24 protein-coding genes are annotated in these 23,752 nt (G+C 69.0%); 7 read left to right on the forward strand and 17 right to left on the reverse strand.

All coding sequences use genetic code 11. The features are described from left to right. Nucleotide 1: 1 nt before the first annotated feature. The 3 genes from ACX80H_RS06625 to ACX80H_RS06635 form a co-directional block, all read right to left on the reverse strand. Nucleotides 2-805, reverse strand: a complete 804-nt coding sequence (locus ACX80H_RS06625; RefSeq protein WP_459311936.1) for a cytochrome c biogenesis CcdA family protein — start codon at nucleotides 803-805, stop codon at nucleotides 2-4. Between the two features lie 33 nt (nucleotides 806-838). Then, complete coding sequence (locus ACX80H_RS06630) at nucleotides 839-1,405, reverse strand: TlpA family protein disulfide reductase (RefSeq protein WP_459313379.1); 567 nt, start codon at nucleotides 1,403-1,405, stop codon at nucleotides 839-841. Nucleotides 1,406-1,495: 90 nt separating this feature from the next. Beyond that, nucleotides 1,496-2,173 carry a histidine phosphatase family protein gene (locus ACX80H_RS06635; RefSeq protein WP_459311937.1) on the reverse strand — a complete coding sequence of 226 codons (678 nt, stop codon included), beginning with the start codon at nucleotides 2,171-2,173 and terminating at the stop codon, nucleotides 1,496-1,498. A gap of 170 nt (nucleotides 2,174-2,343) precedes the next feature. On the opposite strand from ACX80H_RS06635, the gene ACX80H_RS06640 reads away from it, so the two are divergent. After that, nucleotides 2,344-2,901, forward strand: coding sequence for a YceI family protein (locus tag ACX80H_RS06640; protein WP_459311939.1), 558 nt, complete (start codon nucleotides 2,344-2,346; stop codon nucleotides 2,899-2,901). 190 nt (nucleotides 2,902-3,091) lie between these two features. Beyond that, nucleotides 3,092-3,799 carry a hypothetical protein gene (locus ACX80H_RS06645; RefSeq protein ID WP_459311941.1) on the forward strand — a complete coding sequence of 236 codons (708 nt, stop codon included), beginning with the start codon at nucleotides 3,092-3,094 and terminating at the stop codon, nucleotides 3,797-3,799. Between the two features lie 59 nt (nucleotides 3,800-3,858). Here the strand turns inward: ACX80H_RS06645 and ACX80H_RS06650 are convergent, their stop codons facing one another. Both ACX80H_RS06650 and ACX80H_RS06655 read right to left on the reverse strand, forming a co-directional pair. Continuing rightward, on the reverse strand, nucleotides 3,859-4,566 hold the full coding sequence (locus tag ACX80H_RS06650; RefSeq protein WP_301225769.1) for a redox-sensing transcriptional repressor Rex: 708 nt from the start codon (nucleotides 4,564-4,566) through the stop codon (nucleotides 3,859-3,861). Between the two features lie 189 nt (nucleotides 4,567-4,755). Next, nucleotides 4,756-5,013, reverse strand: coding sequence for a glutaredoxin family protein (locus ACX80H_RS06655; protein ID WP_459311942.1), 258 nt, complete (start codon nucleotides 5,011-5,013; stop codon nucleotides 4,756-4,758). Nucleotides 5,014-5,073: 60 nt separating this feature from the next. Between ACX80H_RS06655 and ACX80H_RS06660 the strand changes: the two genes are divergently transcribed. Then, nucleotides 5,074-5,886, forward strand: a complete 813-nt coding sequence (locus ACX80H_RS06660; RefSeq protein WP_459311944.1) for an HAD family hydrolase — start codon at nucleotides 5,074-5,076, stop codon at nucleotides 5,884-5,886. 130 nt (nucleotides 5,887-6,016) lie between these two features. Here the strand turns inward: ACX80H_RS06660 and ACX80H_RS06665 are convergent, their stop codons facing one another. From ACX80H_RS06665 to ACX80H_RS06680, 4 genes are all read right to left on the reverse strand, one after another. Further along, entirely contained in the window at nucleotides 6,017-6,115 is a 99-nt protein-coding gene (locus ACX80H_RS06665) for a 30S ribosomal protein bS22 (RefSeq protein WP_003792170.1), read from the reverse strand. Nucleotides 6,116-6,312: 197 nt separating this feature from the next. Continuing rightward, a complete protein-coding gene (locus tag ACX80H_RS06670) occupies nucleotides 6,313-6,525 on the reverse strand; it encodes a helix-turn-helix domain-containing protein (RefSeq protein ID WP_459311946.1) in 213 nt (70 codons plus the stop codon). A 182-nt stretch (nucleotides 6,526-6,707) separates the two neighbouring features. After that, nucleotides 6,708-7,400, reverse strand: coding sequence for an ArsR/SmtB family transcription factor (locus ACX80H_RS06675; protein WP_459311948.1), 693 nt, complete (start codon nucleotides 7,398-7,400; stop codon nucleotides 6,708-6,710). A 51-nt stretch (nucleotides 7,401-7,451) separates the two neighbouring features. After that, a complete protein-coding gene (locus tag ACX80H_RS06680) occupies nucleotides 7,452-8,654 on the reverse strand; it encodes an acetoin utilization protein AcuC (protein WP_459311950.1) in 1,203 nt (400 codons plus the stop codon). A gap of 136 nt (nucleotides 8,655-8,790) precedes the next feature. On the opposite strand from ACX80H_RS06680, the gene ACX80H_RS06685 reads away from it, so the two are divergent. Further along, on the forward strand, nucleotides 8,791-10,203 hold the full coding sequence (locus ACX80H_RS06685) for a TrkH family potassium uptake protein (protein ID WP_459311951.1): 1,413 nt from the start codon (nucleotides 8,791-8,793) through the stop codon (nucleotides 10,201-10,203). Continuing rightward, nucleotides 10,196-10,864, forward strand: a complete 669-nt coding sequence (locus ACX80H_RS06690; protein WP_087074562.1) for a potassium channel family protein — start codon at nucleotides 10,196-10,198, stop codon at nucleotides 10,862-10,864. The genes ACX80H_RS06685 and ACX80H_RS06690 overlap by 8 nt, the downstream gene beginning before the upstream one ends. Nucleotides 10,865-11,090: 226 nt before the next feature. Here ACX80H_RS06690 and proC read toward each other — a convergent pair whose 3' ends face one another. From proC to trhO, 6 genes are all read right to left on the reverse strand, one after another. Continuing rightward, a complete protein-coding gene (gene proC, locus ACX80H_RS06695; protein ID WP_459311952.1) occupies nucleotides 11,091-11,948 on the reverse strand; it encodes a pyrroline-5-carboxylate reductase in 858 nt (285 codons plus the stop codon). A 242-nt stretch (nucleotides 11,949-12,190) separates the two neighbouring features. Beyond that, nucleotides 12,191-12,982 (reverse strand): sugar phosphate isomerase/epimerase family protein, encoded by a 792-nt coding sequence (locus ACX80H_RS06700; RefSeq protein ID WP_459311954.1) that lies wholly within the window; start codon nucleotides 12,980-12,982, stop codon nucleotides 12,191-12,193. Nucleotide 12,983: 1 nt separating this feature from the next. Next, nucleotides 12,984-13,997: a Ppx/GppA phosphatase family protein gene (locus tag ACX80H_RS06705; protein ID WP_459311956.1), complete on the reverse strand. Its 1,014-nt coding sequence runs from the start codon at nucleotides 13,995-13,997 to the stop codon at nucleotides 12,984-12,986. A 51-nt stretch (nucleotides 13,998-14,048) separates the two neighbouring features. Beyond that, nucleotides 14,049-16,796, reverse strand: a complete 2,748-nt coding sequence (gene topA / locus ACX80H_RS06710) for a type I DNA topoisomerase (protein WP_459311958.1) — start codon at nucleotides 16,794-16,796, stop codon at nucleotides 14,049-14,051. Nucleotides 16,797-16,919: 123 nt separating this feature from the next. Then, nucleotides 16,920-18,674: a DUF7059 domain-containing protein gene (locus tag ACX80H_RS06715; protein ID WP_459311960.1), complete on the reverse strand. Its 1,755-nt coding sequence runs from the start codon at nucleotides 18,672-18,674 to the stop codon at nucleotides 16,920-16,922. Beyond that, a complete protein-coding gene (gene trhO / locus ACX80H_RS06720) occupies nucleotides 18,674-19,600 on the reverse strand; it encodes an oxygen-dependent tRNA uridine(34) hydroxylase TrhO (protein WP_459311961.1) in 927 nt (308 codons plus the stop codon). Before trhO ends, ACX80H_RS06715 begins: the two co-directional genes overlap by 1 nt. Nucleotides 19,601-19,689: 89 nt before the next feature. On the opposite strand from trhO, the gene ACX80H_RS06725 reads away from it, so the two are divergent. Further along, nucleotides 19,690-20,340 (forward strand): GNAT family N-acetyltransferase, encoded by a 651-nt coding sequence (locus tag ACX80H_RS06725; RefSeq protein ID WP_459311963.1) that lies wholly within the window; start codon nucleotides 19,690-19,692, stop codon nucleotides 20,338-20,340. A 48-nt stretch (nucleotides 20,341-20,388) separates the two neighbouring features. Beyond that, entirely contained in the window at nucleotides 20,389-22,869 is a 2,481-nt protein-coding gene (gene sftH, locus ACX80H_RS06730) for a DNA 3'-5' helicase SftH (protein ID WP_459311965.1), read from the forward strand. 57 nt (nucleotides 22,870-22,926) lie between these two features. On the opposite strand, the gene ACX80H_RS06735 is transcribed toward sftH, so the two are convergent. After that, nucleotides 22,927-23,313 carry an Rv3654c family TadE-like protein gene (locus ACX80H_RS06735; RefSeq protein WP_459311966.1) on the reverse strand — a complete coding sequence of 129 codons (387 nt, stop codon included), beginning with the start codon at nucleotides 23,311-23,313 and terminating at the stop codon, nucleotides 22,927-22,929. After that, on the reverse strand, nucleotides 23,306-23,686 hold the full coding sequence (locus ACX80H_RS06740) for a TadE family type IV pilus minor pilin (RefSeq protein WP_459311968.1): 381 nt from the start codon (nucleotides 23,684-23,686) through the stop codon (nucleotides 23,306-23,308). Before ACX80H_RS06740 ends, ACX80H_RS06735 begins: the two co-directional genes overlap by 8 nt. Nucleotides 23,687-23,752: the final 66 nt, after the last annotated feature.

The raw sequence follows: 23,752 nt of genomic DNA on the forward strand, positions 1-23,752 counted from the left end.
GTCAGATCGGCAGGACGACGTTGCCGATGAGGAGGTCCTGGAGCTGCGTGATCCAGTAGTTCCACACGCCCGTCACCATGAGGACCCCGACGAGCACCAGAAGTCCTCCCCCGGCCCGCTGCAGCAGCAGCCGGTGCTTCCGGAAGAAGGCGAGGGCTCCCATGCCGCGCCGCACGCCGAGTGCGATCAGCAGGAACGGCAGGCCCAGGCCCAGGCAGTAGACGAACGTGAGGACGGCGCCCTTGAGGGCTGTCGCATCGTTCCCGGAGATCGCCAGCAGCTGCACGGCCCCCAGTGTCGGGCCGATGCACGGCGCCCAGCCCAGCCCGAAGGTCACCCCGAGCAGGGGGGCACCGAGGAGTCCCGCGGGCACCTTCGCGTGCAGGCGGCTCTCGCGCTGGAACCAGGAGATGCCGCCCATGAAGACGACGCCCAGCAGGATCACGACGAGGCCGAACACCTGGATGAGCCATCCCTGCGAGACCCTCAGGAACGCTCCGAGCTGTCCGAACAGTGTTCCGTAGGCCATGAAGACGACGGAGAAACCGAGGACGAAGAGCCCGATCCCGGCGAGCATCCTGCCCTTCTTCTGCTTCTCGAGGTCCACGCCCGTCAGTCCCGTGACGTACCCGAGGTATCCCGGGACCAGGGGAAGGACGCAGGGGGACGCGAAGGAGACGAGTCCCGCCAGCAGCGCGACCGGCAGGGCGAGGAGCATGGAACCGTTCAGGACGGCGTCGGCGAAGGCGTTCCCCGCCACGAGGGGAACGGACGCAGCCAGCTGGCCCGCCATCGGCAGGGTCATCGGCCCATTCATCGGCACAGCGCGGCGACCGCGCTACTCGGCGAGCACATCGGAGATGAGTGCCTTGAGGGTCCCGCGATCGGCGAGTCCGAGGATGCGTGCGGAGACCCGGCCCTCGCGATCGAGGACGATCGTGGTGGGAACGGCCTGCGGGGGGACATACTGCGTCATGTCGAGCAGCACCCCGCCGTCCTTATCGTCGAAGCTCTCGTAGGGAATGCCGAAGCTGCGCTCGAAGGCCTCTGCCGTCGCCTGCTCGTCGCGGATGTTCACGCCGTAGAACGCGGCGCCCTGGGGTCCGTACTCATCGTGGAGCGCCACGAGGTCGGGGGCCTCCTCCCGGCAGGGTGCACAGGAGGCGTACCAGAAGTTCAGGACGGTGACCTGGCCGCTCCAGTCGGAACTGGAGACGGAGGTGCCGTCGAACAGGCTGCCGGTCACGCCCACGGGCTCACCCCGATCCGCCTTCGCGTACTCGGTCACGGAGCCGTCCCCCGCGATGTAGTTCTTGCCGTCCCCGGCTGCGGCCTGCTGGGCGAGGGGATCCTCAGCGGCACACGACGTCACGAGCGAAACCGGCACGCTGAAGGCAAGCATCATGCCCACCTTGAGCAGGAGACGGCGCTTGGGAGAACGGGCAGTTGAGGTCACGGCTTCTTCCGATGATTTCTACGGCGTGTAGTAATTCTATTACGCGCCGGGGACATTCGCGGCACCGGGCAGCAGATCGGCGCAGGGTTCCGCATAGCGCACCCGGCGGATGGCGTCACCCTCGAAGTCGAGGGACGTGACCGACGTGAGGGTGCACTCGCGCTGGCGCGGGTCGTGCCACAGGCGGCGGTGCTCGGCAGCCAGCCTCGTCACCCAGATCGGCAGCTGGTGACTGACCAGGATGGCCTCGGCCGGACGACCCGCAGTCTCCTGCCCTGCGAGCTCGACGGCACGGCGTCGGGCATCCTGCACCCCCGCCATGACGCGCTCCACCTGCAGGTGATAGGGCTCACCCCAGGACGGCCTGAACGGGTTGACGAGGAGCGGCCAGTAGCGCGGCTGGCGGAGCCGACTCTTGATCTTCGACATGCCCTCGAAGCCGTTCTCCGCCTCGATGATGCGCTCGTCGGTCGTGATGTCGAGGCCCAGGGCATCGGCAAGGGGCTGCGCCGTCTCCTGCGCCCGGGTGAGCGGAGAAGCCACGAGGTGGACGATGTTGGCACCCTCGTCCCGCTGCTGCTCGAAGTAGCCGGCCACCTGCTCGGCCATCTGGCGACCGAGTTCCGAGAGGTGGAACTCGGGGAGCCTCCCGTAAAGGACGCCTTCGGGGTTGTGGACCTCACCGTGGCGCACCAGGTGGACGGTTGATCTCTGCATGCTTCCAGTTTCCCGCATGGTCCCGCACGACGGCCAATCGGGAAATCGTTCCGACAGGCCCTCGCCATCGCTTTACTTGAAGGTTTTACCGATCTCTGGAATAAAAGATGCATACGCATGCTTTTGTATCTCGTAAGCATGCGCCACCCCCTTCCTCTCAGGAGTTCACAATGACTGTCCCCTCAGGCCTCACCACCGGCACCTGGTCCTTCGACCCCGCTCACAGCGAAGTCGGCTTCAGCGTCCGTCACGCGGGCATCAGCAAGGTCCGCGGCTCGTTCAAGGATGTCGACGCGTCCCTCACGGTCGGCTCCTCCCTCGAGGACTCGCGCATCACGGCGACCATCAGGACCGCGTCCTTCACCTCCGGCGACGAGAACCGCGACGCGCACGTCAAGGGCGCCGACTTCTTCGACGTCGAGGAATTCCCCGAGATGACCTTCGTCTCGACCTCCCACGAGGGCTCGGGCGAGACCTACAAGATCCACGGCGACCTCACCATCCGCGGCATCACCCGGCCCGTCGTCCTCGACGCCGAGTTCAACGGCGTCGCGGTCGACCCCTTCGGTGCCACCCGCGCCGGCGTCTCCGCCTCCACCAGCATCTCCCGCAAGGACTTCGGCCTGACCTGGAACGCAGCCCTCGAAGCCGGCGGCGTCCTCGTCGGCGACAAGGTGACCATCACCATCGAAGCCGCCTTCGTGGCTGCCGCCGTCGCAACTGTCTGATCCCCCGCCCGGCTCCCCTGCCGAAAGGCACCGCGGCTCCCGGCCGGCGTCGTCCACTGGACGACGCCGGCCGTCGGCGTCAAGACCCTGTTCCCGCCCGGGTCGACGAACTAGGCTGACGAGGACCGCATCCGCGCGAGGCGCCGCCATACGGGCGCCTGTGTCGGACGACAGACCACACGACGGGGCCGTGATGAGCACGCAGGACAACCCGCCTTCGGGCCAGGACGACAAGCAGTTCCGGATTCCTCCGGGATCGACGGGCGGCACGTCGCCGTACGGGCAGCAGGGCACCTGGCAGCAGAACGGCGGCCAGTACGGCCAACCGGGCCAGACCGGACAGTACAGCCAACCGGGACAGACCGGACAGACCGGCCCGTACGGCTACCAGGCAGCACAGCCCTATGCCTACCCCGGCGGAGGTGCAGGCCTGCGGCCTGCGGAGAAGGGACCCGCTCCGGCGGAGGTCGTGAGGGCCTACTACCTGATCGTGGCCGCCGGCGTCCTCTCGCTCGTGGCGTCGATCATCTCGGCGCTGACCACCGAGGTACCCGACATCGCCGGCGCGTCACTCGGCGTCGGGCTGGGCATCGCGTTCGCGGCGCTCTTCGCCGCCGTGTACGTGGTGCTGGCGGTCTTCATCAGGAAGGGCCACAACTGGGCCCGCATCACCGCGACGGTGCTCGCCGCCCTGAACGTGCTGTCCGTCCTCAGCACCTTCCTCCTCATGCCGCTGCTCGGCCGGGCCGCCGAGCTGAGCGACCAGCCGCTGGCGGCGCCGTCGGGGCTGTCGCTCGTACTGGGCGTCATCGTCATGCTCCTCGGAGTCGCTGGCGTCGTCCTGACCTATCTCAGGCCCTCGCGGCCATACTTCGCGCCGCGACGGCTCGGCTACTGACCGCAGCCCCGCGAGGAGCGGCCTACTGGGCGCGGGAGATCGGGACTACTGGACGCAGCCTATTGGGCGCGGGAGATCGGTCCGAGGTCCGGCTCCTGCGCCCTTTGCGCGTGGTACGCCAGGATCTGCAGTTCCGTGGACATGTCCACCTTGCGCAGCTGAACGTGCGGCGGAACCTGCAGCACCACCGGCGCGAAGCTGAGGATGCTCGAGATCCCCGCGGCGACGAGCCGGTCGCACAGCTCCTGCGCTACGGACGCCGGCACGGCGAGGACCGCCATGTTGGTCCGGGTGCGCTCCAGCACGGTCTCGAGGTCGTCCACGGCGCTGACGCGGAGATACCCCACTTCGGAGCCGACGACGAGCTGGTCCGCATCGAAGATCGCGACGATCTCGAAGCCGCGTGAGACGAAACCGGAATAACCGGCGAGCGCGCGGCCGAGGTTGCCTGCGCCGAGGATGGCCACGCGCCAGTCCAGTGTGAGCCCGAGGGCGATCGAGATCTGTCGGTTCAGGTACTGCACGTCGTACCCGACCCCGCGCGTGCCGTAGGACCCGAGGTAGGAGAGGTCCTTCCGGAGCATCGGAGAGTTGACGCCGGCGGCATCCGCCAGTTCCTCCGACGACACGCGTTCGATGCCCTCGGCGAGCAGGGAGTTGAGCGCCCTCAGGTAGATGGTGAGCCGGGCCACGGACGCAGGCGGAATGTGACGCGCCGTGTCGCCCACGGGGTGAAGGCCTGGCATCTCCGGCGTTGTCACTGTCATCGGCTCCGTTGCTAGCACCGCCGCGCCCGGTGGCAGGGCGGCAGTTCCGGGTATCCCCCGGCGTCGGGGGCGGAAGTAGAACCACTGTATGCCGACGACGCGGGGCCTCCAAGCCGGGCCCGGCGTCGGGACTGTCGCTGACGACGGAACGGTCGCAGCCAAGCAGGCCGGCGCCGTACCGGTGGGCTGCTAGGACAGCAGCCGGCGCAGCCTCGTCTCGTCGATGGACCAGAAGTCCCGCTGCACACCGTCGATGAACAGGACGGGCAGTTCCTCGGCGAACCGTTTCCCCAGTGCGGGCGCGTCCGTCACGGAGAGCTCCCGCCACTGGACGCCGAGTTCCGCCGTCACCCGCCCCACGACGATGCGAGCGTCCTCGCAGAGGTGGCACTCCGGCCGGGTCAGGAGAACGACGCCGGTACCTGGCTGATCCGCGGGCATTTCCATCCTCCAACCGTACTGCCGCGCCGCAGGGCAGGCACGGAGGGGAAGAACTAGACTCGGATCATGCCGGACGCCGCCCGGGGCACGCAGCCCCCCCAAGAGCCTCCGGCGCCGGTCGAGGGCGAAGCAGCCTTCTTCGATGTCGACAACACGCTGATGCGCGGCGCGAGCCTGTTCCACGTGGCCCGCAAGATGTACCAACGCAAGGCCTTCACCCTCCGTTTCGCCGCGGGACTGGCGTGGAAGCAGCTTCGCTTCATCATGCGGGGCGAGACGATGACGGACGTCAATTCGGTTCGCGATGCCGCCCTCGCCTTCGCCATCGGCATCGCCCACGAGGACATCCTCGCCCTCGGCGAGGAGGTGTACGACGAGATGATCGCCTCGAAGATCTGGCCCGGCGCCCGCGCCCTGGCGGAGCAGCACCTGTCCTCGAACCGGCAGGTCTGGCTCGTCACCGGGACCCCCGTCGAGGTTGCCGCAGTCATCTCCAGCCGCCTCGGGCTGACCGGCGCCCTCGGCACGGTGGGCGAGGTCGCGGAAGGCCTCTACACCGGAAAGCTCGTCGGCGAGTTCCTGCACGGACCTGCAAAGGCCGCCGCCATCATGGCACTGGCGGAGCGCGAGAACCTCGACCTCGCGCGCTGCTGGGGATACAGCGACTCCTACAACGACATCCCGCTGCTGACGGTGGTGGGACATCCCGTGGCCATCAACCCGGACAGCAGACTCCGCCGCCACGCCCGCGCGAACAACTGGCCGGTCTACGACTTCCGCAGCGGTCGGCGGGCCGCCACATTCGGCCTGCGCGCGGCCACCGTCGCCGGCTCCATCTACGGACTCTGGCGCGGGTTCTCACGCTTCAGGGCCCACTGACACGACTGCCCTGTCCCTCCGGACGACCCCGACGATGCCCTCGGGACCCCGGGAACGACGACGGCCCGGCTCCCCGCGAGGCGGGGATCCGGGCCGGTCGGCACACTCCGGCTCGGGGCCGGGCGCCTGACTACTTCTTGTTGCGGCGCTGGTGACGGGTCTTGCGAAGCAGCTTGCGGTGCTTCTTCTTTGCCATACGCTTGCGGCGCTTCTTGATTACTGAACCCATAGAGTCCTCACAAACTGTTGTGTAGCCAGCGCGGATCCAGGCGGGAAGCCAGGAGGCCGGCGCTGTGATGACGAAAGGCGCATGCCTGCTGGCAGTTGCCCGATGGTGCAAAAAGTCGAGCGGGCCTAGGCCCGCCCAAAACGCTCCTTAACAGGGTACATCCGTTTGGAGAACGGACCGGACGGCCCGCCCGCCGCTCAGGCGCTCTCGGTATGGACGTCGACCTGCGCCCGGCGGAGGAACTCCCCCACTGCCGATTCGGGGACCCGGTAGGACCGACCGAACTGGACGGCCGGCAGGTCTCCCGCGTGGACCAGCCTGTACACCGTCATCCGTGAAACGCGCATGAGCTCGGCCACTTCCGCGACCGTCAGAAACTGCACATCCGAGAAGTTATTCCCGTCTGCCATCACACCACTATTCCTTTGCATGGAGGCCTGGATCCCGCCCCGAGACCGCATCGAGAAGGATGCCCGGAGCGACTGCACGGCGTGTCGCCTTGTAGCAAAGGATGATCCGCCTAAGGAATCACTTTAGTGGCTGATGGAACCAAACGAAAAGGAAGCGCTGCGCCGGCCCTGCGGAGAGGGCCTCATGAATCGCGACGACGGCGCAGCTGCGACAGGAGATCGGCGGCGCGCTCGGCCGCCCTGCCCATGGTCCTGCCGATTTGGGGCCTCGGGGCACCCGGCTCGGCCGGGACCACCCGACCTGCCAGGACCGCAGCGGCAAGGACTCCCGCTTCTGCCGGCGTCGCCTCGGCGACCACGCGGGACACGACCTCGGGCACACCATCCGGTGCCGAGTCCAATCCCGCGTCCAATCCCGCGTCCAATCCCGCGTCCAATCCCGCGTCCGGCACAGCGTCCGATCCCGCGTCCGATCGCGAGTCCGATCCCGCCCCGGGCACAGCGTCCGATCTCGCGTCCGATCGCGCATCGGGTCCCGCGCCGGACCCGGCCTCGGCTCCTGCGGCGGCCGACGCGCTTCCTTCGGCCCGTTCCGCGACCCCGGGCTGCGCAGGGCGCGGATCGAATTCGGCAAGCCAGTCCCGCACGCGGCCGAGGGGGGCAGTGTCCAGCGAGTAGTAGCGCTTCTGGCCCTGCGCCCTCATGCTGACCAGTCCTGCCTCCCGGAGGACTTTCAGGTGCTTGGACACCGTCGGCTGACTCACCTGCAGCTCGACGACGAGCTCCCCCACCGCTTTGTCGCCGTCGAGCAGGTGCTTGAGGATCTGCCTGCGCGTTCCTTCGGCGATGACAGCGAATACATCATCGATTCCCATTCGCCCACCCTAGCGATATATACGCCGGTCGGCATCCTGACACCCGGCGGATCAGTCGAACCAGGGGTCCAGCCCGTGGAGCGGGAACACTGCCTTGCGCGTGGCCATCACCGTGCGGTCCAGGTCGTCGTTCGGGTCGTACCCGACCTCCCAGGAGCGCCACCACGGATCAGCGCCGTCACCCATGAGCGCCGGGGTGTCGATGCCGTGCCGCTCGAGCACGTAGTCCCGCCATGCCGCGGGCACCGGGGTCGCCGGTACTATTGCGGCCCCGGCAGCCACGGCGACGAGCAGCGTCCAGGACCGGGGCACGACGCTGGCCAGGGCATAGCCACCGCCGCCGGTTGCGATCCACCGCCCGCCGCAGAGCCTGTCCGCCAGCTCCCGTACGCCGAGCATCATCGCGTGCTGTGCGTCCACGCTGACGCGCAGGTTGGTGAGGGGATCCTCCCGGTGGGAGTCACAGCCGTGCTGGCTGACGATGACATCGGGCGCGAAGGCTCCGGCGAGCTGCGGCACGACGGCGTGGAAGGCCCGCAGAACGGCGGAATCCCCCGCGACCGTCGGCAGCGCGACGTTCACGGCGCTGCCTTCCGCACCCGGTCCGCCCGTCTCGTTGGCGAAGCCGGTCCCCGGGAAGAGGCTCATGCCCGTCTCGTGGAGGGAGATTGTCATGACGCGGGGGTCGTCCCAGAAGATGCTCTGGGTGCCGTCGCCGTGGTGGGCGTCGACGTCGATGTAGAGGACGCGCCGGGCGCCGCGGTCGAGCAGCCGCTGGACCGCCGCCGCGGCGTCGTTGTAGATGCAGAAGCCGCTCGCGCGCGACCGGGCCGCATGGTGCATACCTCCGCCGAAGTTGACCGCCCGCACCACGGAGCCCTGCAGGATCGCGTCGGCAGCGCCCATCGAACCGCCCGCAAGACGGGCGCTCGCCTCGTGCATGCCGGCGAACGCGGGGTTGTCCTCGGTGCCGAGTCCCCTTTCGGCGTCCGAGTGGTCAGGGTTGCTGCTGACTCTGCGGACGGCGCTGATGTAGTCGGGGCTGTGGACCGTCGCGAGGTCGTCGTCCGAGGCCACGAACGGTGATACGACCGTCACGTGGCCGAGGTCGAGCAGACCGCAGTTCCGGGTGAGCCGGGCGGTGAGGTGCAGCCTCTCCGGGTTCATGGGGTGCTGCCCGCCGAAGTCGTAGGCCAGCATCGATTCGTCCCAGACGACCTGGAGGGGTACCGCTGGCCCTGAGTGCGTAGACATCCCTGCAAGGCTACGCGATGGGGGAAATTACGACGACGCGTGCGGGTGAGATGCTTTACTACTGCAAGGGAGAATAAGGGATGATTCCGATGCCGCTTCGGCGGGACGACCAGCGAACGGGGCAGAGCGGGCGGCAATGGTGAGTATCCAGCCACGATGGCTGAAGGACGATCAGAACGGGTACTTCAGGCTGCTGGCCTCGATCCGCGACTTCGTCGACTCCTTCGCGAACAGCTCACCCGCCCGGCTCGCCCTCTTCATCTTCACCGCCGTCATCCTGGTCTTCACCGCGCTGCTGAGCCTGCCCATGTCGACCAGCAGCGGCACGGTCACCCCCCTCCACGATGCGTTCTTCACTGCGGTGTCCGCCGTCTGCGTCACCGGCCTCACCGTCGTGTCCACGGCGACGCACTGGTCCTTCTTCGGGCAACTGGTGATCCTGCTCGGCATCTTCATCGGCGGCCTCGGCACCCTCACCCTCGCGTCCCTGCTGGCCCTGATCGTCAGCAAGCGCCTCGGGGTCCGGGGGAAGCTGCTGGCGCAGGAAGCCCTCAACAATGCCAGCCGCCTCGGTGAGATCGGCACGCTCCTGCGGATCGTCATCGTGACTTCCGTGGTCATCGAGATCGTGCTCGCCGTCGTCCTGATCCCCCGGTTCATGATCCTGGGGGAACCGTGGTGGCAGGCGCTCTGGCACGGCGTCTTCTACTCCATCTCCGCTTTCAACAACGCAGGCTTCACCCCGCACAGCGACGGCCTGGTGCCCTACGAGACGGACCTCTGGATCCTCACCCCGCTCATGGTCGGCGTCTTCCTCGGCAGCCTCGGCTTCCCCGTGGTCATGGTGCTCGTCCAGGTGCGCCACCGGTTCAGGAAGTGGACGCTGCACGCGAAGCTCACCGTGTCCGTCTCGCTGATCCTGCTCGTCGCCGGCACTTTCGCGTGGGGGTTCCTTGAGTGGGAGAACAGTCGCACGATCGCCGACCTCAGCGTCACCGACAAGACCATCCACGCCCTCTTCGCCTCGGTCATGACCCGCTCCGGCGGGTTCAACCTCGTGGACCAGAACGACATGAACACGACGACCATGCTCCTGACGGACGCCCTGATGTTCGCGGGCGGCGGGTCCGCATCCACCGCCGGGGGCATCAAGGTCACCACGATCGCCGTCATGTTCCTCGCCATCGTCGCCGAGGCGCGCGGCGACGCCGACGTCCGCGCCTGGGGGCGCACCATCCCGCACAGCGTGATGCGCGTCGCCATCTCGGTGATCTTCATGGGCGCCACGCTCGTCCTGGTCGGCAGCGGCCTCATCCTCGCCCTCTCCGACGAACCGCTCGACAAGGTGGTCTTCGAGGTCATCTCCGCGTTCGCGACCGTCGGCCTCAGCACGAACCTGAGCGCCGAACTGCCCCCTGCGGGAAAGTACGTCCTGTCCGCCCTGATGTTCGCGGGGCGCATGGGCACCATCACCCTCGCCTCGGCGCTCGCGCTGAGACAACGCAGCACGCTGTACCACTACCCCGACGAGAGGCCGATCATTGGCTGAAAGACCCGCACACAACGCACCCGTCCTCGTGATCGGACTCGGCCGCTTCGGCGCGGCCACGGCCGAGCAACTGGTCCGCCAGGGCCGCGAGGTCCTGGCCATCGAGCGGGACCCGCAGCTGGTCCAGAAGTTCGCGGGCATCCTCACGCACGTCGTGGAGGCGGACGCGACGAACATCGACGCACTCCGGCAGCTCGGCGCCCAGGAGTTCTCCGCCGCCGTGGTCGGCGTCGGAACCTCGATCGAGTCCAGCGTGCTCATCGCCGCCAACCTCGTGGACCTCGGCATCGACCACCTGTGGGTCAAGGCGATCACCCCCTCGCACGGCAAGATACTCAAGCGCATCGGCGCCAACCACGTCATCTATCCCGAGGCGGACGCCGGCCAGCGGGCCGCGCACCTCGTCGGCGGGCGCATGCTCGACTTCATCGAGTTCGACGACGGCTTCGCGATCGTGAAGATGTACCCGCCGAAGGAGACCCAGGGCTTCACGCTCGCCGAGTCGTCCGTGCGCTCGAAGTACGGCGTCACGGTGGTCGGCGTGAAGTCGCCCGGCGAGGACTTCACCTATGCGCGGCCCGAGACGAAGGTGTCCGGCCGCGACATGCTCATCGTCTCGGGCCACGTGGACCTGCTCGAGCGCTTCGCCGGCCGGCCCTAGCCGCGGGCCGTCCCGGTCAGAGCCCGCGGGCCGTCCGGGTCAGAGCCCGCGGGCCGTCCGGGTCAGAGCCCGCGGGCCGTCCGGGGGTCAGTGCCCGCGGGCCGTCCCGGTCAGAGCCCGCGGGCCGTCCGGGTCAGAGCCCGCGGGCCGTCCGGGGGTCAGTGCCCGCGGGCCGTCCGGGTCGGTGCGCCGGTGCGTCCGGGTCGGTGCCCGCTGCCCGGCGCGGTCAGGACGACGCCGGCTCCGCCAGCTCGCGCGTGATCTCGGCCGCGCGAGCGGTGGCGGCCCGGGCGCCGTCGGCGACGATGTGCGCCAGCCCGAGCTTGTCGAAGGTCTCGATCGCGCTCTGCGTGGTGCCGTTCGGGCTGGTCACCGCCCGCCGCAGCGCCGAGGCGTCGGCGCCCTCCTCGGCGAGCATGAAGCCCGCCCCGGCGACCGTCTCGCGGGCGATCAGCCCGGCCAGGTCCGGTCCCAGCCCGAGCTCCTCGCCTGCCGCGGCCATGGCCTCGGCCAGGTAGAACGCGTAGGCGGGGCCGGAGCCGCTGACGGCCGACAGCGCGTCGACCTGCTCCTCCGGGATCTCGACGACGGTACCGGCCGGCCTCAGCAGGTTCCGCGCCTGCGCCATGAGGTCCGGTCCGGCGGAGGATCCCGCGGAGATGGACAGCACTCCTCTGCCCAGCCGTGAGGGGGTGTTGGGCATCGACCGGATGACGGGCTGCCCCGCGGGCAGGGCGGCCTCGATCATCGCGATGGACACGGCGGCGGCAACGCTCAGGACCACGGCGGAGGGCTTCAGCGCCGGAGCGACCTCCCGGGCAAGCGGAACGATGCCCACCGGTTTCACCCCCAGGATGACGACGTCGGCGTCCCGTACGGCCGCGGTGTTCGCGCCGTCCACCTCCGAGGTCGCCTGCGCGTCGATCCCGTGGCGTTGACGGAGTTCTTCCGCCCGCTCGGCGCGTCGCACTGTAGCCGTGACCAGGGCGGGCTCGAGACCGGCTGCCAGGAGCCCGGCCAGGATGGACTCGTTCATGGATCCGCAGCCGAGGAAGGCGATGCGCCGCGTGGTGTCCGTCGTCATGGCCCCATCCTGCCACGAGCGGTTTCCAGCCTGTTCCCAGCGTCCTCCGTGTTACGGCACAAGGAAGGCGCCTAGTGTTCCAAGTACCTCATAAGGGTGCGAGTGACGGACCGGAATTCCTGATCCGGTCCGGCGCCGGTGGCAGCAGATGATTCCCCGATATCCGTTCCCACCGGCGCCATTCTTCGTGGTTCCGGTCCCGTTTTGCCGGCCGTGTGCGGCGGCCTGTCGGTGACGGCCCGTCAGTGGCCGAGGTTCATCCGCGCGAAGCGGAGCGTCTCCGCGAGCCACTCCTCGCGCTCGCCCGCACCGCGTGCCCGGCGCGTGCTGACCTCCACGGCCACCACCCCGTTCCACTCCGCGTCGGCGAGGTGGTTGAGCGCCTCGGCGCACCGCTGCTGGCCCTGGCCCGGCAGCAGGTGCTCGTCCTTGCCGTTCGGCGTGCCGTCCGTCAGGTGGACGTGCGCGAGCCTGTTCCCCAAAGCCCGGATCTCCTCGTACGAGTCCATACCGGCGATCGCGGCATGGGAGAAGTCCCAGGTGATGCGCTCGTACGGCTCGGGAACGGGGTTCCAGTGCGGCAGGTATGCCTTCGCCTCGCGGCCACGGACCTTCCACGGGTACATGTTCTCGACGGCGATCTCGACGCCGTACTCGCGGGCGACCCGCATGATGCCCTCCGGGAACTCCTCGGCATAGCCCGTCTGCCACCGGAACGGCGGGTGCGTCACCACGGTCTTCGCCCCCACCTCCGCAGCCATGGCGGCGGAGAGCTCGATCTTCGTCCAGGCCTTGCCCCACACCTGCTGCGTCAACAGGAGCGTGGGTGCGTGGATGGCCAGGATCGGCATCTCGTAGCGCTGGCTGAGCATGTTGAGCTGGTCGGGGTTCTGGCTCACGGAGTTGTTGGTGACCATGACCTCCACGCCGTCGTAGCCGAGGTCCTGTGCGAGCGCGAAGGCGTCGTGGACGGAGAGCGGATAGACGGATGCGCTGGACAGCGCGACCGGGATGCGGCCGTCGGGCTGTGCCACCTCAGGCTCCCCCGGGCAGGGACACGCGTCGTGCCGAATCGAGCTGGACGTGGCCCACCCCGACTCCGGGCAGCGGCTCGTCGGCCTCGAACATCTTGGCGTCGAACCGCCGCAGCAGCAGGCCTTCCCGCAGCGCCCAGGGGCAGATGTCCATGGACGGGACGTCGAACAGTTCGAGCGCGCATTCGGCGACGAGCGCACCCGCCAGGACCTGCGGCGCACGGAGTTCGGAGACGCCGTCGAGGTTGATGCGGTCCTTGACACTCATCGCGGCCAGGCGCTTGGTCCACAGCTTGAGGTCCTCGAGGCGCAGCTCCCGGCGCACGAAGGGCCCGGCGGCCGACGGGGCTGCCCCTGCCATGCGCGCCAGCGAGCGGAAGGTCTTCGAGGTGCCGGCCACGAGGTGGGGGCTGCCGAGGTGGGCGAACTGCGGCACCGCTTCGCGGAGGGTCGCGCGGATGTAGCGGCGCAGTTCCTTCACGCTCTTCGCCGACGGCGGGTCACCGCGAAGCCAGTCGCGGGTCAGGCGGCCCGCGCCGAGCGGAACGGACAGCGCCACCTCGGGAAGCTCGTCCGTGCCCATCGCCATCTCGAAGGACCCGCCACCGATGTCGAGGTTGAGGATGGATTCGGCTCCCCAGCCGTACCAGCGGCGGACGGCCTGGAAGGTCACCGCGGCCTCCTGGTCCCCGGACAGTTCCTGGAGGTCGACGCCCGTCTCCTCCCGCACGCGCGCGAGGACCTCGCCGCCATTGCCGGCCTCGCGGATGGCCGAGGTGCAGAACGCGAGGAAGTCCTCGGCGTCGTGCCCGGTCGCGAACTCACGCGCCTCACGGACGAAGCCCACGAGCTCGTCCTGGCCCTCCCACGAGATCCGGCCGTCCTCGTCGAGATAGGCCACGAGCTGTAGTGGCTTCTTGTGGGAGGCGAACGGCACGGGCCGCCCACCCGGGTGGGCGTCCACGAGCAGCAAATGGACCGTGTTCGACCCTATGTCCAGCACACCTAGCCGCATTGTTCCCGCGCTTCCCGCTCATCCCCCGCTATCGTCTGTCTCCCCGCCGTGCTACTTGCCCGCCGCGACCTTGCGCTTCGCGGGCGCCCGGCGCGTGGTCTTCTTCGGGGCCGGGCCCTTGGCACGCTTGTCGGCGAGCATGTCGATCGCCTGTTCGCGTGTCAGTTCCTCGATCGCCATGGAGCTGGGCACCGTGATGTTGGTGACGCCGTCCGTGATATAGGGGCCGAAGCGGCCGTCCTTCACCACGATGGGCTTCTCGCTCACGGGATCGTCCCCGAACTCGGCCAGCGGTGGGGTGACCGTCCTGCCGGCACGCTGCTTGGGCTGCTTGTAGAGCTCCTGCGCCTGCTCGAAGGTGATCGTGAAGATCTCCTCCTCCGAGCCGATGGAGCGGGAGTCGCTGCCCTTCTTCAGGTACGGGCCGAACCGGCCGTTCTGCACCGTGATCTCCTTGCCGTCCTCGTCCGTCCCGAGGACGCGCGGCAGGTTCATCAGCTTCAGGGCGTCCTCGAGCGTGACCGTGTCCACCGTCATGGATTTGAACAGCGAGCCGGTGCGCGGCTTGACCTTCGCGGGCTTCTTCGGCGGCTTGGGCTTGCCGTTCTTGTAGTACTCGACCGGCTGGCTGGCCAGTTCCTCGGCCGTCTGCTCGGGGATCAGCTCGATCACGTACGGTCCGTAGCGGCCGTCGCGTGCCACGATGGTCCGCCCGGTCTCCGGGTCGGTCCCGAGAACGCGCTCCTCCGACGTCGGGGCTTCCATCAGCTCGATCGCCTTCTCGGCGGTCAGCTCGTCCGGCGCGAGGTCCTCGGGCACGTTGGCGCGCTGCGGCTCGGTGCCCTCCGGTGCGTCCGGTGGCAGGGGCTTCTCGAGGTACGGCCCGAACTTGCCCACGCGCAGCGTGATGCCGTCGGCGATCTCCACCGAGTTGATGCGGCGCGCGTCGATCTCACCGAGCTCGCTGACGATCGTGTGCAGGCCCGTGTCCTTGCGGTCACCGTAGTAGAAGTGGTTGAGCCATTCCACGCGGCCGGTCTCGCCGCGGGAGATACGGTCCAGGTCCTCCTCGAGCTCCGCCGTGAAGTCGTAGTCGACGTAGTCGTTGAAGTGCTCCTCGAGCAGGCGCACCACGGAGAAGGCGATCCAGCTCGGCACGAGGGCCTGGCCCCTGGTCCGGACGTAGCCACGGTCCATGATGGTGGACATCGTCGCGGCGTAGGTCGACGGGCGACCGATGCCGCGCTCGTCGAGGACCTTCACCAGGGACGCCTCGGTGTAGCGCGGGGGCGGCGACGTCTCGTGGCCGGAAGCCTCGATCGCCGTCGCGCCGAGAGCATCGCCCTGGGCGACGTTCGGCAGGCGCGTACCCTGTGCATCGTCGTCGGCGCCGTCCTCGTTGCGGTCCGCGTCGCGGCCTTCCTCGTAGGCGGCCATGAAGCCACGGAAGGTGATGACGGTACCGGACGCGGAGAATTCGGCATCCCGGCCGTCGGCGCTCCTGGCACCGAGGCGCAGCGACGCCGTCGAGCCCTTGGCGTCCGCCATCTGCGAGGCGACGGTCCGCTTCCAGATCAGCTCGTAGAGCCGGAATTCGTCGCCGCGCAGGCCCTGAGCCACCTGGGCGGGCGTGCGGAAGGAGTCGCCTGCGGGGCGGATGGCCTCGTGCGCCTCCTGCGCGTTCTTGGCCTTGCCCTTGTAGACGCGGGGAGACCCGGGGACGTACTCGGGGCCGTAGAGCTCCGACGCCTGGCGGCGCGCGGCATTGATGGCCTGATCCGACAGCGCCGACGAATCGGTACGCATGTAGGTGATGTAACCGTTCTCGTACAGCCGCTGCGCCACCTGCATGGTGACCTTCGAGCTGAAGCGCAGCTTGCGGGCCGCCTCCTGCTGCAGCGTCGATGTCGTGAACGGCGCCGCGGGACGGCGCGTGTAGGGCTTGGTCTCCACGGACCGCACCGTGAAGGCGGCGCTCTCCAGTCCGACGGCGAGGGAGCGCGCGGCGTCCTCGTCGAGCCGGACCACGTTGGCCGCCTTCAGCTCACCGCGGTCGGAGAAGTCCTTGCCGGAGGCGATGCGGCTGCCGTCGACGGCGACGAGCTTCGCGGGGAAGGTGCTGCCCTTCGAGGAATCCTCGGGAGTGAAGGTGCCCGTGAGGTCCCAGTACGACGCCGCGCGGAACGCCATGCGCTCGCGTTCACGTTCGACGACGAGGCGGGTGGCCACGGACTGCACGCGGCCGGCGGACAGGCCGCGGGCCACCTTGCGCCAGAGGACGGGCGAGATCTCGTAACCGTAGAGCCGGTCGAGGATACGCCGGGTCTCCTGGGCATCCACCATGGGGATGTCGACGTCGCGCAGTTCGCCCATGGCCCGCGTGACGGCTTCCTTGGTGATCTCGCCGAACGTCAGCCGGTAGACGGGGACCTTCGGCTTGAGGACCTGCAGCAGGTGCCAGGCGATCGCCTCGCCCTCGCGGTCCGCATCGGTTGCGAGGTAGAGCTCGTCGGCGTCCTTCAGTGCGGCCTTGAGCTCCGCGACGGTCTTCCGCTTCTCGGGGGACACGACGTAGTACGGCTCGAAATCCTTGTCGAGGTCCACCGCGAACTTGCCCACGGAGGACTTCTTGAGTTCCGCGGGGAGATCGGAGGGCTGCGGCAGGTCGCGGATGTGCCCCATGGACGCGGCGACCTGGAAACCCTCGCCGAGATAGCCCGAGATGCTCTTGATCTTGCTGGGGGACTCAACGATGACGAGCTTCTTGCCGTGCTTCTTGTCCGTGGCCTTGGTCGGCACTTCTCTCCTATATAAGCGGGTGCGATGCCGCAGCAGTAACGTGGATATCTGGTCCGGATCCCGCTGCTGGGCCTCACCTGACAGTATGCGTCATGCGTACCTGCACAAGGGTAACCGCTGGTTTCAGGGGGCAGGAATTAGGAAGCCCTCCCGGATGAGCTGCTCGACGTCGACCAGCAGGGCCGAGGTGAAGGCCGCGTCGGGCCTCTCCAGCAGCATGGCGAGGGCGCCTGCGATCTGCCCCGCCGTGAGGTCGCCGTCGCATGCGGAGACGAATCCGGCGAGCTCGGTGCTCAGGAGCGTGGTGCGCCGGAGGCCGGCTCCCTGCCGTAGGAGGATGACTCCGGGGTGCTCGGCCCCGGGCCGCTGGTGGCGTTCCTCCGTGACGTCGTCGGCGACGAGCAGGAACTCGTCGGCGATGCCGATGCCCGAGGCGGCCTGCTCGGTGTGGGCGGCCAGCCAGTCGTTGCGCGCGACGGCGGCGGCCAGGTGCGGGCCCACAGGCTGCTCGATGTCGTGGGTGATCTCCTCGAGCGTCACCCGGACGAGGTTGCTGGGCGTGCCCGGCCTGCGGAGCCACACCGAACCGAAGCCGATCGCCTCGACGTCCCGTGAGGCGAAGTCCGCCAGGTAGGCGGCGAAGCTGTCCAGATAGGCGCTGCGGTCGCGGTTCTCGGCGGCGTCGCGCAGCCACGTCTCGGCGTACTGCACCGGCGTCAGCTGCTCGCGCTGGATGATCCAGGCATCCACACCGGGAGGGACGAAGCTCCGGATACGGCGCTCCCAGGCCGCACCCTCGGTGATCTCCCAGTTACCGAGCAGCTGCGCGGCGCCGCCCGGTGCGAGGATCCCGGGCAGGTCCCGGACCAGGGTCTCGACGATGGCATCCCCTGCCAGTCCCCCGTCACGATAGGTATAGCCGTCCTCCCCCGTGCGCGGCGTGATCACGAAGGGCGGGTTGGAGACCACCAGGTCGAAGTGCTCCTGCTCGACCGGCGCGAGCAGGCTGCCCGAACGGAGGCTCACCCGGTCCCCGAGCCGCTGGGCGTCGAGGTCCAGCGCCGGTGCATTGAGCAGGAGGTTGAACCGGGCGAAAGCGAGGGCGCGGTCGGAGATGTCCGTCGCGGTCACGTGGCGGGCGTGCGCGAGGAGGTGGAAGACCTGGATGCCGCACCCTGTTCCGAGGTCCAGGGCCCGGTCCACCGGCGTCCTCAGAACGGTCTGGGCAAGGGTCAGCGACGCCCCGCCGATGCCCAGCACGTGGTCGTGTCGCAGGGGGCCGGGGCGCTGTTCCGCCCCGAGGTCGCTCGCCACCCACAGGTTGCCTCCCACGTCCGAGCCGTAGGGACGCAGCTCGACGGCGGCGCGCCAGCCGGGGCTCGTCGGGGCCGCTCCTGCATCGCGGCCGGCGGCGCCCTCCGCGCCGTGTCCGGCGGCGCCCTCCGCGCCGTGTCCGGCGGTGCCCTCCGCGCCGTGTCCGGCCCCGGCTCGGGTGGGGTCGCCGGCAACGCCTTCCGGTAGGACCCTCTCGATGAGCCTCAGCCGTTCGAGGCCGGGTACGCCGATGCCGGGGAAAGCGGCCTGGAGCCCCGCTTCCGGAACGGTCTCCCCGAGGAGCCACAGCAGCACCGGGACGACCTGCGCGCTCCCGCCTCCCTGGAGGAGACGCCGGCATTCCAGGAGCGCCGGAACCAGCTGTCCCCTGCCGAGGGCGGAGTACGCGGGAGCGCCGAGAAGGGCTTCGACGCCGTCGACGGTGTAGTCGAGGGCAGCCAGGTCCCCGGCGAGCGCCTCCAGTGCGGGCACGTCCGTGCTCGACGGCGCGGACGCGACGTCGTCGTCGAACTCCTGCCGGCCGGCACCCTCGGTAACCGGCATCAGGCAGCACCTGCTGCCGTCGCCTCGGCCTCGTCGGACTCGCACCCCTGCGGGCAGCGCAGGGTGACGGGGTCCGCCGCGCACCCGGCGCAGTACAGGGTCAGGTTGCGGCAGGACGGGTTGGAGCAGTTCTCGAACTTGTTCGTGGGTGCCTGGCAGCGCACGCACTTGCCGATCGTCACGGCGTCGTCGCTGAATTCAAGGTGCATGCGCTTGTCGAAGACGTAGAGCGAACCCTCCCAGAGCCCGCCGTCGCGGTACTTCTCGCCGTAGCGCACGATGCCGCCGTCGAGCTGGTAGACCTCCTGGAAGCCGCGGTTGACCATGAGGCTGGAGAGCACCTCACACCGGATGCCGCCCGTGCAGTAGGTCACGACAGGCTTGTCCTTGAGGGCGTCGTACTTGCCGGAGTCCAGTTCGCGGACGAAGTCGTGCGTGGTGCGCACGTCGGGGACCACAGCACCCTTGAAGCGGCCGATCTGCGCCTCGAGAGCGTTCCGGCCGTCGAAAAAGACGACCTCCTCCCCTGCCGCACGCTTGGCGTCGACCAGCGCATGCAGCTCCTCGGGTGCGAGGTGCGTGCCGCCGCCCACGACGCCGTTCCCGTCGACCTTCAGCTCACCCGGGGCGCCGAAGGAGACGATCTCGTCCCGCACCTTGACGCTCAGCCTCGGGAAGTCATCCGCGCCGCCGTCGGACCACTTGATCTCCATGCCCCGGAAGGCCGGGTACTCGCGCGTGGTCTTGACGTACTGCTTCACGGCCGAGATCTCGCCGCCGACCGTTCCGTTGATGCCGTCCCTGGAGATGAGGATCCTCCCGCGCAGTCCCCACTTCTCGCAGAGGGCGCGCTGCCACAGGCGGATTGCTTCAGGATCAGGCAAGGGTGAAAAGGCGTAATAAAGGGCAATACGGTTCATCGACACGGCTTAAAGCCTACTTTGCGGCTTCAAACGGCCGCCTCCGCTGCCGCAGTCCCTGTGATTCGCGGTCCCCGGGAACTATGGTTCAGCACATGGGCGCACATGCAGACGACGAGCTCCTCCAGACCTGGATCGACGGATGGTCCGCGTGCCGGGGCTACGAACCGCACCGGGACGGACGCAGTACCTCCGTCGTGCTGACCGGCCAGCAGAACCAGACGGAGCACTTCCTCTTCGAACCCACCACCGAACGGTTTCTCGAGCTGGCGTCCGAGACCCAGGAGGATCCGGGACGGGTGCTGACCGTCGTCACCAACCGGATGCAGGAGCTCATCGACGCGGCCCAGCCGCTGCACATGCATGTCACGGACCGCCAGCAGTCCCTGATGAGCGTCGACATGCGGGGCCAGGACGTCGAGGACCCGCGGGTGCCCGATGACGACTTCACCCTCGAGCGTTCCCGTGAGGGTGCCTGCCGCAGCGTGACGGTCCATGCCGGCGGGGAGCTTGCGGCCCGGGGATCGGTCTCCGTGGTGGGCGAGTACGCGGTCTACGACCGCATCATCACGGAGGAGGGCTACCGGCGGCGGGGGTTGGGCAGCTATGTCATGCGTGCCCTGACCGCCGCGGTCCTGGAGGACGACATCACCACCGGCCTGCTCATGGCCTCGGCGGACGGCCGCGCCCTCTATGCATTCCTCGGGTGGCAGAATCTCGCCGACGTGTTCGTCATCAGAGGATAAGCACCGTTTGCGCCGCGCGTGCGGGATCCGCGATGGGACAATTGCGGCGTGGCTGCGCAGAACCCCCTGATCCCGCTGCTCGGAGGTGGACCGGACCCTGAGCAGCTGCTGCACGTCCGCGAGATCCCGGCCCGGGAGGCCGAGCACGCCCCCTGGCCCGAGTGGGCGCACCAGGACGTGGTCGAGGCGTTCCGGACGCGGGGAGTGGTGGAACCGTGGCGCCATCAGGTGGAAGGTGCCACGTCCGCCCACGATGGAGCGCACACCATCATCGCGACGGGCACCGCCTCGGGGAAGTCCCTCTGCTACCAGCTTCCGGTCCTCGACGAGATCCATCGCAGCGAACTCGGAAATCGCGCGACCCTCGCACCGAACGGGTCGGTGGCCCTCTACCTCGCGCCCACCCAGGCCCTCGCCGCGGACCAGCTGTCCGCCATCAACGCGCTGAAACTGCCCACGGTTCGGGCCGAGACGTACGACGGCGACACGGAGTCGGGCGCGCGCCGCTGGATTCGCGACCATGCGAACCTGGTCCTCGCGAACCCGGACATGCTGCACTACGGCATCCTGCCCAACCACACCTGGTGGGCCCGCTTCTTCCGCCGGCTCAAGTACGTGATCATCGACGAAGCCCACAGCTACCGGGGCGTGTTCGGTTCGCACGTCGCGAACCTCCTCCGACGGTTGCGGCGCATCTGCGCCAGCTACGGCGCCGACCCCGTGTTCATCGGGGCATCGGCGACGTCGGCCGAGCCCGCCGCATCCTTCGGACGGCTGATCGGCGCCCCGGTGTCCGCCGTCGCCGAGGACAGCTCGCCGCACGGCTCGACGACGGTCGCGTTCTGGGAGCCGCAGCTCACGGGCATGAAGGGCGAGAACGGCGCTCCCACCCGGCGGACGGTCATTGCCGAGACGTCCGACCTGCTCGCGAACCTCGTGTCCTCCCGGGTGAGGACCATCGCGTTCATCAAGTCGAGGCGCGGCGCAGAGAGCATTGCCCAGACCTCCCGGAGGATGCTCGAGGATGTGCATCCGAGCCTCCCGCACCGCATCGCGGCCTACCGGTCCGGATACCTGCCGGAGGAACGCAGGGCGCTGGAGACCGCGCTGCGGAGTGGGGAACTGCTGGGCGTCGCCAGCACGTCGGCGCTGGAACTCGGCATCGACATCTCCGGCCTCGATGCCGTCCTGGTGGCCGGCTGGCCCGGGACGAGAGCTTCCCTCATGCAGCAGATCGGCCGTGCCGGACGGTCAGGACAGGACGCCATCGCGGCCTTCGTCGCCAGCGACGACCCGCTGGACACCTACCTGGTGCACCATCCCGAGGCGGTCTTCGACCTCGCCGTCGAGGCGACCGTGTTCGATCCCTCCAATCCCTATGTCCTCGGTCCGCACCTGTGCGCCGCCGCGGCCGAGCTGCCCCTCACCGACGGGGACCTCGGCCTGTTTGGTGCCACCTCGGAGGATCTGCTCGGCACGCTGTGCGACCAGGGCTTCCTGCGGCGCCGTCCCGCGGGATGGTTCTGGACACACCCGCAGAGTGCCGCCGCGATGGTCAACCTGCGCGCCGACGGGGGCGGACCGATCAATATCGTGGAGGCGGATTCCGGGGCGCTGCTCGGGACGATGGACTCACCCCAGAGCCACTACCAGGCACATCCGGGCGCGGTGTACGTCCATCAGGGGCGCACCTACGTGGTGCAGGAGCTCAACGAGCAGGACCACTGCGCCGTCGTCTCCCGCGCCCATCCCGACTACTACACCCAGGCGCGGGACGTCACGCAGATCGAGGTCATCGGACGCGATGTCAGCCGACTCTGGGGTGGTGTCCTCGCCAACTTCGGCGATGTGAAGGTCACCACCCAGGTGGTGTCCTTCCAGCGCAAGGCCTTCTCCTCCAACGAGGTCCTGGGCGAGGAACCGCTCGAACTCGGGGCTCGGGACCTCTTTACCAAGAGCGTGTGGTTCGAGATCAGCCCGGAACTCCTCGAGGCGGAAGGCATCCTCGCGGAGGAGCTTCCCGGAGCACTCCATGCGGCGGAGCATGCAGCGATCGGGCTGCTGCCCCTGGTGGCGTCGAGCGACCGGTGGGACATCGGCGGGGTGTCCACCGCCCTGCACGCCGACACGGGGCTGCCGACCATCTTCGTGTACGACGGCCACCCGGGGGGCGCAGGCTTCGCCGAGCGCGGTTTCGAGGCGGCACGGACCTGGCTGTCCGCGACCCGCGACGCGATCGAAGCCTGCGAGTGCGAGTCCGGCTGCCCCTCCTGCGTCCAGTCCCCGAAGTGCGGCAACCGCAACAATCCGCTCAGCAAGGGCGGTGCCGTCGCGGTCCTCTCCCTGATCCTGAAGCAGGCCGCCGGCGCGGCGACCGGAGCCGGGCCGGCACCCGGAGCAGATCCCGCCTCGGCGGCACACGCTGCAGGCGGAACGGGCTTCGCCTCCGGAACGGACTCCGCTTCCGGCAGTGCACCGGTGTCCGGATCCGCGTCCGGATCCGCCGTCGCTTCGGGCTGGAAAGCCTAGACCGCCAGAACCAGACGCCGCGTCATGGAGGACGTCCAGCCCGCGCTGTCCTCGACGTCATGGCGGAGGTCCCGCCCGCGCCGCACCCACCGCATCGGGAAGCAGGCCCGCAATGCTGACGGAGACGCGGACCAGGGCAGTTCCCGGGCCTGTCTCGCCGATGACGCAGTCCTGCACGGCTGCACCATGGTGCTCCGCAACTGCTCCGGCAAGGGAGCACGGGTCGCCGGCCGTGAGTCCCCGGGCAGCGTCCGCTGCGGCCAGGGCCGCCAGATCTGCTGCTGTTGCCGCTTTCGACGCACCCGATGCGGCCTGCAGCAGGAGGGCCGCGAAGGCAATCAGCAGCAGTGCAAGCATGGCGAGGCCTGCCATCAGCAGCGTTCCGGCCCCGCACTCGGACTCGGTGGGCGACCCCACGCCGCCCACGATCGTGCGCCTATCCATCGTCCTCCTCCTTCCCCGAGGCCGTCGCAGTCAGCTCGATTCCGATCAGGTCTACGACAGGTCCTTCGACCCGCGCCCTCACCTCCACGGTGGTCCAGCCGGAGCCGAACGTCACGGAGGTGGTCGCGTTGCTTCCCGCAAGCCGCCGCACCGTCTGTTCCACGGACGCGCTGCTCTCACCGCGCATGGCCTCGCGTGCTCCTGCCCGTGCTGCTTCCTCCAGTCGCAACTGGACCGTGCCGACGTGCGCGGTACCGAGCAGGAGCGCGAGCAGGACGACCAGGGAGGGAAGGACGACGGCGACCTCGGCGGTGACCGACCCGCGCTGACCAGGGCGTGGGCGCGCCCTGCCACGGTCCCAGGCGGCAGGCATCCCGCCGAGACCGCCGGAAGGGAGACCGGGGCGACCGCGCGTTGTCCATCGCGTCTGTCCCCGCTT

The sequence above is a fragment of the Arthrobacter pasteuri genome (assembly GCF_054510955.1).

Excerpts from the sequence above, each read along its gene's own strand:
- ACX80H_RS06625 (WP_459311936.1), bottom strand. The coding sequence starts at position 805 with ATGACCCTGCCGATGGCGGGCCAGCTGGCTGCGTCCGTTCCCCTCGTG.
- ACX80H_RS06630 (WP_459313379.1), bottom strand. The coding sequence starts at position 1,405 with ATGATGCTTGCCTTCAGCGTGCCGGTTTCGCTCGTGACGTCGTGTGCC.
- ACX80H_RS06635 (WP_459311937.1), bottom strand. The coding sequence starts at position 2,173 with ATGCAGAGATCAACCGTCCACCTGGTGCGCCACGGTGAGGTCCACAAC.
- ACX80H_RS06640 (WP_459311939.1), top strand. The coding sequence starts at position 2,344 with ATGACTGTCCCCTCAGGCCTCACCACCGGCACCTGGTCCTTCGACCCC.
- ACX80H_RS06650 (WP_301225769.1), bottom strand. The coding sequence starts at position 4,566 with ATGACAGTGACAACGCCGGAGATGCCAGGCCTTCACCCCGTGGGCGAC.
- ACX80H_RS06655 (WP_459311942.1), bottom strand. The coding sequence starts at position 5,013 with ATGGAAATGCCCGCGGATCAGCCAGGTACCGGCGTCGTTCTCCTGACC.
- ACX80H_RS06660 (WP_459311944.1), top strand. The coding sequence starts at position 5,074 with ATGCCGGACGCCGCCCGGGGCACGCAGCCCCCCCAAGAGCCTCCGGCG.
- ACX80H_RS06665 (WP_003792170.1), bottom strand. The coding sequence starts at position 6,115 with ATGGGTTCAGTAATCAAGAAGCGCCGCAAGCGTATGGCAAAGAAGAAG.
- ACX80H_RS06670 (WP_459311946.1), bottom strand. The coding sequence starts at position 6,525 with ATGGCAGACGGGAATAACTTCTCGGATGTGCAGTTTCTGACGGTCGCG.
- ACX80H_RS06675 (WP_459311948.1), bottom strand. The coding sequence starts at position 7,400 with ATGGGAATCGATGATGTATTCGCTGTCATCGCCGAAGGAACGCGCAGG.
- ACX80H_RS06680 (WP_459311950.1), bottom strand. The coding sequence starts at position 8,654 with ATGTCTACGCACTCAGGGCCAGCGGTACCCCTCCAGGTCGTCTGGGAC.
- ACX80H_RS06685 (WP_459311951.1), top strand. The coding sequence starts at position 8,791 with ATGGTGAGTATCCAGCCACGATGGCTGAAGGACGATCAGAACGGGTAC.
- proC (WP_459311952.1), bottom strand. The coding sequence starts at position 11,948 with ATGACGACGGACACCACGCGGCGCATCGCCTTCCTCGGCTGCGGATCC.
- ACX80H_RS06705 (WP_459311956.1), bottom strand. The coding sequence starts at position 13,997 with ATGCGGCTAGGTGTGCTGGACATAGGGTCGAACACGGTCCATTTGCTG.
- ACX80H_RS06715 (WP_459311960.1), bottom strand. The coding sequence starts at position 18,674 with ATGCCGGTTACCGAGGGTGCCGGCCGGCAGGAGTTCGACGACGACGTC.
- ACX80H_RS06725 (WP_459311963.1), top strand. The coding sequence starts at position 19,690 with ATGGGCGCACATGCAGACGACGAGCTCCTCCAGACCTGGATCGACGGA.
- ACX80H_RS06735 (WP_459311966.1), bottom strand. The coding sequence starts at position 23,313 with ATGGATAGGCGCACGATCGTGGGCGGCGTGGGGTCGCCCACCGAGTCC.
- ACX80H_RS06740 (WP_459311968.1), bottom strand. The coding sequence starts at position 23,686 with ATGCCTGCCGCCTGGGACCGTGGCAGGGCGCGCCCACGCCCTGGTCAG.